Origin of the sequence: Pseudomonas sp. CFBP 8770 (genome assembly GCF_014841705.1) — a bacterium.
Taxonomy (GTDB): domain Bacteria; phylum Pseudomonadota; class Gammaproteobacteria; order Pseudomonadales; family Pseudomonadaceae; genus Aquipseudomonas.
Genome location: NZ_JACYUL010000001.1, coordinates 253,634 through 266,366 on the forward strand (window position 1 = coordinate 253,634; position 12,733 = coordinate 266,366).

The 12,733-nt window shown below is 63.6% G+C and carries 13 protein-coding genes; 7 read left to right on the forward strand and 6 right to left on the reverse strand.

Features of this window, described 5'->3' with window-relative positions; genetic code table 11:
- The first annotated feature begins 182 nt into the window (after positions 1 to 182).
- The 6 genes from IFT98_RS01140 to IFT98_RS01165 are packed head-to-tail and all read left to right on the forward strand — an operon-like array spanning position 183 to position 5,552.
- Complete coding sequence (locus tag IFT98_RS01140; RefSeq protein ID WP_122713162.1) at positions 183 to 959, forward strand: transporter substrate-binding domain-containing protein; 777 nt, start codon at positions 183 to 185, stop codon at positions 957 to 959.
- A 51-nt stretch (positions 960 to 1,010) separates the two neighbouring features.
- A complete protein-coding gene (locus IFT98_RS01145; RefSeq protein ID WP_122479164.1) occupies positions 1,011 to 1,688 on the forward strand; it encodes an amino acid ABC transporter permease in 678 nt (225 codons plus the stop codon).
- Positions 1,685 to 2,419, forward strand: coding sequence for an amino acid ABC transporter ATP-binding protein (locus IFT98_RS01150; RefSeq protein ID WP_192049668.1), 735 nt, complete (start codon positions 1,685 to 1,687; stop codon positions 2,417 to 2,419). Before IFT98_RS01145 ends, IFT98_RS01150 begins: the two co-directional genes overlap by 4 nt.
- A gap of 37 nt (positions 2,420 to 2,456) precedes the next feature.
- Positions 2,457 to 3,704, forward strand: coding sequence for a cysteine desulfurase-like protein (locus tag IFT98_RS01155; RefSeq protein WP_192049666.1), 1,248 nt, complete (start codon positions 2,457 to 2,459; stop codon positions 3,702 to 3,704).
- A 21-nt stretch (positions 3,705 to 3,725) separates the two neighbouring features.
- Positions 3,726 to 4,598 (forward strand): MurR/RpiR family transcriptional regulator, encoded by an 873-nt coding sequence (locus tag IFT98_RS01160; RefSeq protein ID WP_192049664.1) that lies wholly within the window; start codon positions 3,726 to 3,728, stop codon positions 4,596 to 4,598.
- 45 nt (positions 4,599 to 4,643) lie between these two features.
- On the forward strand, positions 4,644 to 5,552 hold the full coding sequence (locus IFT98_RS01165) for a polysaccharide deacetylase family protein (RefSeq protein WP_192049661.1): 909 nt from the start codon (positions 4,644 to 4,646) through the stop codon (positions 5,550 to 5,552).
- 12 nt (positions 5,553 to 5,564) lie between these two features.
- Here the strand turns inward: IFT98_RS01165 and IFT98_RS01170 are convergent, their stop codons facing one another.
- From IFT98_RS01170 to IFT98_RS01190, 5 genes are read right to left on the reverse strand one after another with little or no spacing between them, the layout of a single operon-like run.
- On the reverse strand, positions 5,565 to 6,242 hold the full coding sequence (locus IFT98_RS01170; RefSeq protein ID WP_197976682.1) for a GntR family transcriptional regulator: 678 nt from the start codon (positions 6,240 to 6,242) through the stop codon (positions 5,565 to 5,567).
- Between the two features lie 30 nt (positions 6,243 to 6,272).
- On the reverse strand, positions 6,273 to 7,091 hold the full coding sequence (locus IFT98_RS01175; RefSeq protein ID WP_192049659.1) for an ABC transporter permease: 819 nt from the start codon (positions 7,089 to 7,091) through the stop codon (positions 6,273 to 6,275).
- Positions 7,088 to 7,945 carry an ABC transporter permease subunit gene (locus IFT98_RS01180; protein WP_122713158.1) on the reverse strand — a complete coding sequence of 286 codons (858 nt, stop codon included), beginning with the start codon at positions 7,943 to 7,945 and terminating at the stop codon, positions 7,088 to 7,090. Before IFT98_RS01180 ends, IFT98_RS01175 begins: the two co-directional genes overlap by 4 nt.
- Before the next feature lie 44 nt (positions 7,946 to 7,989).
- On the reverse strand, positions 7,990 to 9,036 hold the full coding sequence (locus IFT98_RS01185) for an ABC transporter substrate-binding protein (protein ID WP_192049657.1): 1,047 nt from the start codon (positions 9,034 to 9,036) through the stop codon (positions 7,990 to 7,992).
- Between the two features lie 30 nt (positions 9,037 to 9,066).
- Entirely contained in the window at positions 9,067 to 10,161 is a 1,095-nt protein-coding gene (locus IFT98_RS01190) for an ABC transporter ATP-binding protein (protein WP_192049655.1), read from the reverse strand.
- A 320-nt stretch (positions 10,162 to 10,481) separates the two neighbouring features.
- On the opposite strand from IFT98_RS01190, the gene IFT98_RS01195 reads away from it, so the two are divergent.
- Positions 10,482 to 11,918 (forward strand): amidase, encoded by a 1,437-nt coding sequence (locus tag IFT98_RS01195; protein WP_197976681.1) that lies wholly within the window; start codon positions 10,482 to 10,484, stop codon positions 11,916 to 11,918.
- Between the two features lie 79 nt (positions 11,919 to 11,997).
- Here the strand turns inward: IFT98_RS01195 and IFT98_RS01200 are convergent, their stop codons facing one another.
- Positions 11,998 to 12,732 carry an aspartate/glutamate racemase family protein gene (locus tag IFT98_RS01200; protein WP_192049653.1) on the reverse strand — a complete coding sequence of 245 codons (735 nt, stop codon included), beginning with the start codon at positions 12,730 to 12,732 and terminating at the stop codon, positions 11,998 to 12,000.
- Position 12,733 lies beyond the last annotated feature (1 nt).

The window sequence follows — 12,733 nt, forward strand, 5'->3', positions numbered from 1 at the left end:
TACCGTACGCTTCCTGCGTTTGCCAGATGCACCAATGCGGGCAAGTACCGCCCTCCAATGGAGCATTTAATTCATTAAATTTAGTTCTTGAAGTATTTGATTCTTGGCTCTAGTCTCGTTCTCGACAGGCCTGCGCAAGCACCCAGGCCGCCATTGGCACTGACGTGAATCGGGAGCTGGACATGAGCGTGAAAGTACTTTTGAGCATGGCTGTAGCCACTGCGTTTTCGGCCTCGGCACTGGCTGCCGATTGGACCGTGGGTGCCAACGTCGGCAACGTGCCCTGGGAGTTCCAGGATGCCAAGGGCGATATCGTCGGCTTTGAAGTCGACGTGGTGAAGGAAGTCGCCAAGCGCGCCGGCAAGACCGTGGAGTTCGTCAACATCCCGTTCAATGGCCTGTTCAGCGCCGTGCAGTCCAAGCGCGCGGACATCGCCATTTCGTCCATCACCATCACGCCCAAGCGTCTGGAATCGGTCGGGTTCGCGCAGCCGTACTACGACAGCGACCAGTCGCTGTCGGTGCTGACCAAGTCCGGCATCAAGGGCCTGGATGACATGAGCGGCAAGGTGGTCGGCGTCGACACCGGTTCGACCGGTGACATGTGGGCCGCCAAGCATCAGGGCGAATACAAGTTCAAGGACATTTCGCGCTACGAAGGGCTGTCGCCGGCCATGCTCGACCTGGCGTCCGGGCGCATGGATGGCTACATCAGCGACATTCCCGCCGTGCTCTATTACATCAAGGACAAGCCGCAGTATGCCGTGGTCGCGCGCATCCCCACCGGCGAGAAGTACTCGCTGATGCACGCCAAAGGCTGGGCCGAAGGCGCGCGAGTGAACACGATCATCAGCGAGATGAAAAAAGACGGCGTGATCGCCGACCTGCACAAGAAGTGGTTCGGTGCGGCCGCCGCAGACGACTCCAGCACCGTGAAAGTCGTCGACGTTCCGCAATAAGCACCGCGCTTCAACCCGCCCGCTACCGGCCCACGACCAAGGTAACCGTTCATGGAGTTGCTACAGACTTTCTTCAACTGGGACGTGTTCGTTGACGCGCTGCCTTTGATGCTGCGCGGCCTTGGCGTGACCATATTGCTCGGCGTGGTGAGTATCGTACTGGGCCTGGCCGGCGGCCTGCTGCTGGCCATGCTCAGATTGTATGGCTACACCCCCGTGCGCTGGCTGGCACGGGTGTACATCGATGTGCTGCGGTCCATCCCGCTGCTGGTCCTGTTGGTGTTGATCTACTACGCCTTGCCCTTCGTCGGCATTCGCCTGTCGTCCTTCGCTGCCGCCACGGCCGCGCTGTCGCTGGTGTCGTGCGCCTATTCGGCGGAGATCTTCCGTTCCGGCATCGAGGCCATTCCCAAGGGTCAGTTCGAAGCGGCGGCTTCCCAGGGCATGAGCTTCTTCAACACCATGCGCGACGTGATCCTGCCGCAAGCCATGCGCATCGTCTTGCCGCCCATGACCAGCAACTGCATCAACGTCATGAAGGACACCGCCTTGGCCTCGGTGGTGGCCATGCCCGACCTGCTCAAGCAAGCCACCCAGGCCCAGGCGCTGTCGGCCAATCCAACGCCGCTGGTGGGGGCGGCGATCATGTACCTGTTGTTGCTGCTGCCACTGGTGCAGTTGGTCAGCTGGGTAGAGCGTCGCAACGGCAGCGGAGGCAAGCGAGCATGAGCAACGTCATCGAAATCGAACGGCTGGACAAATTCTACGGGCCATTCCAGGCCCTCAGCGATATCAACCTGACTGTCGCCCAGGGCGAAGTGGTGGTTATCCTGGGGCCTTCCGGGTCGGGGAAATCCACCCTGATTCGCTGCATCAACCTGCTCGAGCCCTACCAGGGTGGCGACATCCGGGTGTCCGGGCAGCGCGTGGAAACCGGCCCCAAGCTCGCCGGCATCCGCTGCGAAGTGGGCATGGTGTTCCAGAACTTCAATCTCTATCCCCACCTGACCGTGCTGGCCAATGTGGCCCTGGCGCCGGTGCGCGTGCGCGGCATGAACCGACGCGATGCCCACGAGCGCGCGCGGCTGTTGCTGGAAAAGGTCGGCATGTCTGCGCATGCCGACAAGTACCCCAGCCAGTTGTCCGGGGGCCAGCAGCAACGGGTCGCGATCGCCCGGACCATGGCCATGGAACCGCGGGTGATCCTGTTCGACGAGCCGACCTCGGCGCTGGACCCGGAAATGGTCGGCGAAGTGCTCGACGTGATGCAGAACCTCGCCCGCTCCGGCGTGACCATGATCGTGGTGACCCATGAGATGGGCTTCGCCCGCAAGGTTGCCGACCGGGTGATCTTCATGGAAACCGGTCGCATCATCGAACAGAACCATCCCCAGGCCTTCTTCACCGCGCCCCAGGAACCCCGTACCCAGGCATTCCTGCAGGCCATCCTGCACCACTGACAGGCTCGACCCCTAACAAGCAACCGGGAGACTCACTTTGACTGCCCTCGATATCGACTACGTCCGTCGCCAATTTCCCGCACTCGCCGACGGCTACGGCTACCTGGACAACGCCGGCGGCTCGGCGGTACTCAAACCGGTGGCCGAGCGCATCAGCCAGTACCTGCTCAACCACGCCGTGCAGTTGGGCGCTTCGTACGAGCCATCGGTGCAAGCCGGTGCCAAGGTGCTGGAAGCACGTGCCTCGGTGGCCCAGTTGATCAACGCTCGCCACTCCGAAGAGTGTGTGATGGGCGGTTCGACCACCTTGTTGCTGCAGTTGCTGGCGCGGGCGATTGCGCCTTCGATCGGCGCGGGCGACGAGATCATCGTCACGCACAGCGACCACGAAGCCAACATCGGCCCCTGGCAGCGGCTGTGCGAAGAGCGCGGGGCCACCCTGCGCGTATGGTCGGTGGATCGGTCCAGCCTGGAGCTGGAGCTGCGCGACCTGGAGCAACTTCTCGGACCGCGCACGCGTTACGTGGCGATGACCCACGCGTCGAACATTCTGGGCAGCGTCAACCCGGTCGCGCAGGTCGCCGAGCGCGTGCACGCCTGCGGTGCCAAGCTGGTGGTGGACGCGGTGGCGTACGCGCCCCACCGTCTGGTCGATGTGCAGGCCAGCGGCGCCGACTATTACGTGTTCAGCTTCTACAAAGTGTTCGGGCCGCATTTCGCGGTGCTGTGGGGCAAGCGCGAACTGCTGCTGGAACTGCCCAGCCTCAACCATTTCTTCATCGGCCAGGACGTGCTGCCGTACAAGCTGCAGCCGGGCAACGTCAACTACGAACTGTCCTACGGCTGCGTAGGCATCAGTGACTACCTGCTGGACATCGGCCGGCGCCTGGGTACCGAAGGCAGCGAACGACAGATCATGCAGGCGGCCTTCGATGCGTTCGAGGTGCAGGAAAACCTCCTGGCCGAGATTCTCCTGGGCTATCTGCGCGAGGCCGACGGCGTGCGCATCATCGGCAAACCGCGGGTGACGGCGGGCGATCGGGTACCGACCATCAGCTTCGTCGTCGAGGGCGTGCAGTCCGAGGCCATCGTGCGCCAGGTGGACGCGGCGCGCATCGGCATTCGTTTTGGTGACTTCTATGCCCGTCACTTGATCGAAGAACTGGGCCTGGCACCTCAGGGAGGGGTGGTACGCGTTTCCATTGCGCACTACAACACCGTCGATGAAATGACGCGGCTGGTGGAATGCCTGGCCCGAGCCATCGCAGACCTGCGTCCCAGCTGACCGCCATCGAGCCACTGAACCATGCCATTACCGCACACCCTTGAAGAACTGCGCAGCGCCATTGCAGTGGGGCAGGACAAACTCACTGCGCGCATGCGCGATGCCGCCCAGTACGTGATCGAGCACCCCCATGATGTGGCGCTCAATACGGTCGCCGCCCTGGCCGCGCGTTCGCAGATTCCCGCTTCGGCGTTCATTCGCCTGGCCCAGGCCCTGGGCTATGGCGGCTTCAGCGATCTGCAGCGGGTGTGCAAGGCGCCGTTGGAAAAGGCCGGGCAGGGCAGCTTCAAGGAACGTATTCGCCATTATCGCGGCGAACAGTTGCTCGACGACCCGAGCGATGTGGGCGCCATGCTCGGCGCGTTCAGCCGGGCCAACATCGTCTCCCTCGAACACCTCGCCGAAGGGCAGCAGGTGCAGGCGCTGAAACAGGCCATTGCCCTGCTGCAACAGGCGCGCACCACGTTCGTGGTGGGCATGCGCCGTTCGTTTCCGATGGCCGCCTACCTCAGTTATGCCCTGAGCCGGGTCGGACGGCGCGCCGTACACATCAGCGGCCTGGGCGGCAGCCTGCGCGAGCAGGTCGGCGCGCTGCACAGTGATGACGTGCTGGTGGCGGTGAGCTTTCCCCCGTATGCCCAGGAAACCATCGACGCCTGCAACCAGGCGGTCGCGGCCGGGACGCCGATCGTTGCCATCACCGACAGCTTGCTCAGCCCCATCGGCCAATGCGCCTCGGTGATGATCGAAGTCGACGACGCCGAACTGCTTGGCTTTCGCTCATTGACCGCCGCGTTCTGCGTGGCCCAGACACTGGCCATGGGCCTGGCCTTCGCCGCAGGTGAAACCTTTGGCGGCATCGACCACGACGCTTTGAAAGATATCGACTGCTGAGGCCCCAGGCCCGGCACTTTGCCCAACCTGCTGGAGAGCCGTACCGTGACATCACCCCTAAGAGATCTGGTCGGCTATGGCCAGCAACGTCCCCAGGGTACCTGGCCCAATGGCGCCCGGCTGGCGATCAGCCTGGTCATCAACTACGAGGAAGGCTCCGAACGGTCCCTGGCCATGGGCGATCCCGATCAGGAAAGCATGACCGAGTGGGGCAGCTATCAGTTTCCCGATGGTGTACGCAACCTGGCCATGGAGTCGATGTACGAATATGGCTCGCGGGTCGGCATCTGGCGCATCCTGCAGATTCTGCAGAAAGCCAACGTGCCGGCCACGTTCCATGCCTGCGCGGTGGCCTTCGAGCAGAACCCCGACGTGGCGCGCGCGGCGGTCGAACTGGGCCACGAAGTGTGCAGCCATGGCTACCGCTGGGAGGAAGTGTTCCGCCTGACCGAGGAGCAGGAGCGCGAGCACATCCGCTTGGCCATCGAGTCCTTCCAGCGCACCTGCGGCAAGCGCCCGGTAGGCTGGTACTGCCGCTATGGCGCCAGCGTGCGCACCCGTCGCCTGGTGGCTGAGGAGGGCGGGTTCCTCTATGACTCCGATGCCTACAACGATGACGTGCCGTACTTCGTCGACGTCGAAGGCAAACGCCGCCTGGTGGTGCCGTACACCAGTGACGTCAATGATTTCCGCTACTGGAATTCGCCGGGCCTGTCCCAGGCTTCCGACTTTCTTGAATACATGAAGGAAAGCTTCGAGGTGCTGCACGAAGAATCTGCAGACGGCTTGCGCATGATGTCCGTCGGCCTGCACCCGCGCATGGTCGGACGCCCGGGCCGGGTGCGCGCCCTGCAGAAGTTCATCGAGTACGCGCAGGGCCACGAAGGCGTGTGGTTCGCCACTCGCGAGCAGATCGCCCAGGCGTGGCTGGAGCGTGACGCTGCCGCAGTGTGAAAGCGGCTCTCTTTACCCGAAGACACTCTCCCACCTGATCGCGCTGTGCTGTTCCTGGCTCAGGTCCAGCACGCTTTCCACGTGGGCGAGGTGATGCAGCATCAGGGCAATGGCGCGTTTCTCGTCCTGCGCTTCGATGGCAGCAACGATTGCACCGTGTTCGTCCTCCGGGCAGGCGTGCATCTGCGGACCATCGTAGAGTGCATGCATCAGTGAGGTGACCGGGCACAACTGGCGCATGATGCGGGTAATGAAGCTGTTGCCGGCGATCTCGGCCAGCAGGCTGTGGAAATCGCCGGACAGCTTGATCAGCGCGCGCCGGTCCTGGTTCTTGCGCGCCAGGGCCTCCTTTTTCAGATGCGCATGCAGCGGCTTGCGTTGGGCCTTGGTCGAGCGATGGATGACGTTGCGAATGATCTCCGGTTCCAGCAGCCGGCGGGTGGCGAACAGGTCGCGGGTTTCCTGCACGGTGGGGCTGGTGACGAACGCGCCGCGGTTGGGGTGGAGCTTGACCAGACCTTCCTTGGCGAGCGCCATCAACGCCTGGCGGATCTTGTTGCGACCCACGCCGAAAGCGATCGCCAGCTTCTCCTCGGCCAGCTTGATACCCGGCGGCAGGCGGTGCTCCATGATGGCGATGGTGATGTGTTCGGCGATGCCGTCGGCATCCTGTGGTGTGCTCAGATCCATATCCGTTTCCTGACGTACCCTTGCCCGCGGTCATCCGCGGATGCGTCGGCTGATGCCGGTCAATTTTTCCATCACGATCATCATCACCAGGGTGACGATGACCAGCACGCTGGACAGAGCGGCGATGGTGACGTCCAGCTTGCTCTCCAGGTCCTGCCACATGCGGATCGGCAGCATGTCGGTGCGCGCGTCGCGCAGAAACAGCGAGACGGCAGTGTTATCGAACGACGACATGAACGCAATGAATGCGCCGGCCGCGATGCCTGGCGCAATCAGCGGCAAGGTAATGCGCCGCAACGCGTGCGCTCTCGATGACCCCAGGCTGGCAGCGCTTTCCAGCAGTGCCGGCGGCAACTGCATCAGCGCCGAAGAGGTGGTACGGATGACGTAGGGTACGCAGACCACGGTGTGACCGATCACTAGCGTGGTCATCGACACCGGCACGCCCAGCTCGCTGAAAAAGATCAATGCCGACAAGCCGAACGCCAGCCCCGGCAGAATCAACGGCGACATGAACAGCGCGTCCAGGCAGCGCGCTGTCTTGCTCGTGGAACGGGCGATTGCCAGCGACGCGGCAGTGCCCATGACCACACACAAGAGCGTGGTCATCGACGCCACCAGAAAACTGTTCCACGCCGCGAAATGCAGGGTGAACGCCTTGAGCAGGGCGACATACCAGCGTGTCGAGAAGCCTTGGGGCGGAAAGCGCAGTGAATAGCTGTCGGTGAACGAGACGATCAGCACGATAAGCGTAGGCGCCAACAGCAGAATCACGGCGGCCCAGGCCACCAGATAGAGTGTGGCCTTGAGGACGATATCAGACAGGTCGTTGCGACGTCCCATGCTCATGTGGTTGCGTACCCCTTGCTGAGGCGGCCCAGGTAGCTCAACAGCGTCACGCAGCCGATCACGGCCACCAGAAACACCAGTGAGATGGCCGCCGCGTATGGCCAGTTCTGCAGGGCCGACGCCTGCTGGTAGATGTACATCGGCATGAACAGCATCTGCCCGCCACCCACCAGAGACTGGGTGATGAAGGCGGTGATGGTCGCCGAGAAGGTCAGCAGGCTGCCGGCGATGATGCCCGGCAGCGACAGCGGCACGGTGATCCGCCGGAAGGTGCGCCAGGCGTTGGCGCCCAAGGCGGCGGAGGCATCCTCCAGATTGCTTTCCAGGCGTTGCAAGGTAGTGATCAGGGGCAGGGTCATCAGCGGCAACTGCACATTGGCCAAGGCCCAGATCAACCCTTCGCGGGAGTAGAGCAAGCGCAGCGGCTTGTCGATCCATGCCCAGCCCAGCAGCAATTCGTTGACGATGCCCTGGCGCCCGAGGATCACTACCCAGGCGAAGGTGCGCACCACCACGCTGGTCAGCAGCGGCATGACGATGATCATCATCAGCACCTTCTGGGTGGTTGGCGAGCTGCGTACGTAGGCCCAGGCCAGAGCGTAGCCCAGGCCCAGGCACAGCACGGTAACCTGCACGCCGAGCCACAAGGTATCGCCAAGCACGCGCAGCGCCAGGCCTTCGCCGAAGATCTTCGCGTATTGCGCTACGCCCCAGACGCTGACGGCGGTGTCGTCGTGCAGGCTGACCAGCACCAGCAACAACAGCGGCGTGATGAAGAACAGCACGAAGAATGCTGCCAACGGCAGGCCGTAGCGCAGGCTGTACACGGTGACGTCATGGTTTCGGGCGCTCACGTGCCGGACTCCTCACAGCGGGAAGGGATGGCTCCAGGCATGGCTCAGACCTGGATGTCCTTGTTGAAGCGCTCGATCCAGGCCGCCCGGTTCGGATTGATCACCTTCCAGTCCTGAAAGCGAAACCGCGACTTCATTTCTGCCTGGTCCTTGGCCAGTGATTCGGCTATCTCGCCAGACATCTTCACCTGCATGTTGGTCGGCACTACCAGGTAGGGCGCTTCCATCAGCTGCGACTGCACCTGGGGCGACATCGATGCCTCGATCAAGGCGAAAGCCAGATCGCGATTCGGTGAGTTCTTGACGATATGGATACTGGTCTTGAAAGCGATCGCGCCTTCCTTGGGCGCCACCCATTCCACCGGTACGCCACGGGCCTTGAGGATTTGGATGGCGTTGAAGTTGCCCGGGCTGATGTCGATCTGGCCTTGCTGGAACAGCGAAGCCAGTTGACCGGGGTTGGCGGCGACGGCGGCCAGGTTGGGCTTGAGTTTGGCCAGCAGTTCAAAGGCCGGTTCGATGTTGCTGTCCGAGCCGCCATGCAGTTTGGCCAGCTCGACCATGAAGCCGGTGCCCAGGGAGGAGTTCATGTTGGTGATGCCTACCCGGCCCTTGTACTCGGGCTTCCACAGGTCCATCCAGGAGTCGGGAGGGGTCTGGATGGTGTCCGGGTTATAGGTCAGGCCAACGATCTGATAGAAGATGCTCGGCCCCATCGGGTCTTGGGCTTCGGGCATCAACTGCTGGTAGTAGGCGCTGTCCGCCACCGGGTAGGGCTCGATCAAGCCCTGTTCGATGGCGGTCAGGGCAGGGCCCGGATCGTGCAACATGACGTCGATGGGCGGATGTTCACGGGAGGCCATGACCTTGGAGATCTGGTCGACAGAGATCATCGGGTCGAGAATGATGTTCGCGTCTTTCATGTGTTCCAGCGCGGCAGGCACCAGCACGGCCTTGTGTGCTTCTTCCCAGCTGCCGGTAAACGTCGCGAACACCAGATTGCGCGCCTGCGCCATGGTCAACTGCGGGAACAGCTGCAGTGCACCCAAGGCCAGGGCGGATTGCATGATGCGTCTGCGGGAAATATCCATCGTCGATTCCTCGTGCGGGTCAGTTCAGGGCTACAGGCTGGGCGCGGTAAACGTGGTGATCGCATGGGCACTGATAGGCCGCAGGCCCACCTGAGTGCCGGGCTTCAATGGCTCGGCACCCAGGCCGCGCGGCGAAGCGATCTTGATCCGCTGTCCGCCGGGCGTGAGCATTTCGTGGACGATCGAAGGGCCCAGTGGCAGGCCCAGTTCGACCTGGGCGGGAAATCCGTCGCCTGCGGTGGTCAGTTCCAGGTTCTCGGGACGGATGCAGGCCACTACGGCGCTTCCGGGCCGAGCGTCCTGCGGGGTGCGGCAGGCCAGCAGGCTGCCGTCGGCCAGGCGTACCCGAGCCGACTCCCCGGCGTAGCTTTCCAGGGTCCCGGGCAGCACGTTGGCGTTGCCGACGAAGGTATTGACGAACAGGCTGCTGGGCGAATCGTAGATCTTCGAAGGCGCGGCGAACTGCTCCAGGCGGCCGGCGTTCAGCACCGCCACACGGTCGGCCATCGACAGTGCTTCTTCCTGATCGTGGGTGACCATCACGCAGGTCACGCCCGACTGGCGCTGGAGCCGCTTGATCTCGATCTGCATGTCCATGCGCAGGCTTTTGTCCAGGGCCGAGAATGGCTCGTCGAGCAACAGGATTCGCGGTTCCACGGCCAATGCCCGGGCCAGCGCCACGCGTTGCTGCTGGCCGCCGGAGAGCTGACGCGGATAGCGATCGGCCAGATGGCCGAGCTGGATCATGTCGAGCATTTCATCGATGCGCGGCTTGCGCCGGGAGCGTGGAACGCGGCGAGCGTCCAGGCCGTAGGCAATGTTTTCGGCCACGCTCAAGTGAGGGAACAAGGCGTAATTCTGGAACACGATGCCGATGTCGCGATGATGCGCAGGCAAGTGGTCGACGAGCTTGCCACCGATCACTACCTTGCCGGAGGTCTGCGGCTGGAAGCCGCCGATGATGCGCAGCAGGGTGGTCTTGCCACAGCCGGACGGCCCCAGCAGCGCGACCAATTCGCCGGCAGCCACTTCCAGGGTGATGTGGTCGACCGCCGGTGTGGCGCCGGCGTACTGGTGGAAGATGTCGTCCAGGGTAAGGTCGAAACTGGCGGTGGCAGTCTTCATGCGGGGGCTCGCAGTGCTGAACTAGGTTGTCTGGCTCGAAGCAATGCATGTGCCAAGCGAGAGCGCCCCAGTGTCAATGCAACCTAACCCCTTGTTTTGCAATCACTCCACGCTTGGATTCGACTCCAGGTGAACTCAGATTGTGCACAATATGGTTAACTAAGTAGTGCACTAATCGGTGCTCATTATTCTCGTCTTCACCACAATGTTGCCATTTTCCGGCGCAGCACCACAGCGAAGGTCAGTCATCCCGGAACCCGCGTGCAGCGGCGCGCTTCTTGCTGGGGCAGCGTCATCGATAGTGTTCAAGGAGACACTGCATGGATATTCATCGTTTGAAGGCGCAACAGATCGCGCATTTGGTCAATACGCGCGAGCTGAGCGCGGTCGAGGTGGCGACAGCGGTGTGCGATCGTCTCGAGCGGTTGAATCCGTCGCTCAATGCGTTTATCGATTACCAGCGGGCCGACGTCCTGGCTCGAGCGCGTACCAGCGACCAGCGGGTCGCCGCCAAGGAATACCTGCCTTTGGCCGGCGTGCCGTTCAGCGTCAAGGACAACCTCTGGTTGGGCGGCCGACCGGCGACTTTCGGTTCCAGAGTGTTTGCCGACTTCGTGGCGCCGCGCGACTCCTGGTGCGTGCAACGGCTGAACGAGCTGGGCGGGGTCGCGCTGGGGATGACCAACTGTTCCGAGTTTGCCTGTAAGGGCATCACCACCAACCCGTTGCACGGCACCACCCGCAACCCGTGGAACCTGGCACTGACTCCGGGCGGATCGTCAGGGGGCGCGGTGGCTGCGGTGGCGGCCGGGTTGGGACCATTGGCCCTGGCGACCGACGCGGGTGGCTCCACGCGGCGTCCCGCCGCGCACACCGGACTGGTCGGCTTCAAACCGAGCCTTGGCGCCGTACCCAATCCCTGGGGGTTCGCCGATCCCAACCATCTGCTCTCGGTGATCGGCCAGTTGGGGCGCGATGTCGAGGACGTGACTCTCATGGCTCGCAGTCTGTTCGCCTGGTACGCCGCCGACCCCTTGTCACAGCCGCATTTCAGTGCCCAGTCGCTGTCTCCACAGCCGCGGGACCAGCGGTCGCTGCGGGTCGCCTGGTCGCCGGACCTGGGCCTGGGCATGGCGCTGGACAGCGATGTGGCCATGGCCATGGAGGCCGCATTGGCGACACTGGAGCGCGCCGGCTGGTCCATCGAGCTGGCCAGCCCGCGCTGGCCAGGCGGCCTGGAAGGTTATGCGTTGCTGGGCTTGCAGCACACAGCTTTGGCCGCGCAGTTCGGGGGGCTTGCAGACGATCAGTTGCAGCGCCTGGACCCAGACATCCTGGCGCAGATCGAAACAGGTCGGACGCTTTCCGGCGTACACACGGCCCGCTTGCTGGAGTTGCGCAACGGACTGTCGCTGAGCCTGGCCACATTCTTCGACGACTATGATCTGCTGCTGTGTCCTACCGCGCCGGTGGAAGCCTGGGCCGTGGGGCAATTGGGCCCCGCGACCATTGGCGGTCAGCCGGCCGGGCCGCGTGGGCATGCCGGTCATACCCCTGTGTTCAACTACTGCGGGGTGCCCGCGCTGTCGTTGCCGTGTGGCTTCGGCAAGCACGGGCTACCGGTGGGGCTGCAGGTGGTGGCAGCGCGGTACATGGACGGCCGCGTGCTTCAGGCCGCTGCAGAAATGGAGCGGGTGCTGGGCCTGTCGTTCGAGGCGCTCATGCTGCGCGACCAAAACATCCTCCAACCCCTGTAGCAGCGGCGCAAGCCGCGTCGGCGGTACCTGCGGTTTGGCAGACACCCCGCGGTGAACCCGGACGCGGCTTGCGCCGCTGCTACAGGAGGGCCTGTAACCCCGCTGGCAAGCCTTGGTTGGGCTTGGCGGGTGGGCGGGCGAAGCTGCCTTGGGTGGCCCGACCCGCCTGCAGGCGGTGCAACAGCTGCGCCTGGGCCACGCCACACGACACGCCGTCCACCACCGGAACCGGCAACCGCCCGGCCAACCCCCGTGCCAGCCCGGCCAACGGCGCACCGGCGAGGATCAGCACGTCGGCGCCATCTTCGTTCACCGCCAGGTGGCTGAGCTCCAGCAGGCGCTCGGCATGATCCTCCTGCACGCTGCCGGCATCGCGCAGCGGGCGGTCCAGATGGCGAATGCTGGCCAGACGGTCGAGCATCCCGTTCTGTGCCACGCACTCGCGGTACCAACTGGTGATGCGCCGGGAGATGGCGATGATCGAGATCCTCTGGCCCAGTTGGGCGGCCGTCATCAATGCCGCTTCGGTCATGCCCACCACCGGCACGTCCAGTACCTCCTTGAGCGCAAGCAGCCCGGGATCACCGAATGCCGCCACCAGTACTGCGTCGTAGCTGCCCAGACGCTCCCCGGCAATGATCGTCGCTGCGTGCGCGCCGAGCAGGGCTTCGAATCGGGTCTCGATGTAAGCCACACCGCTCGCCGCAGTCGCCATCTGGATCCGCGTATCCGCAGCCGCCGTGCGGTGCGCTTCTGCCTCGATCAGGTCGGTGACACTGTGGGAGATATTGGGATTGATGATCAGCAGTCTCATG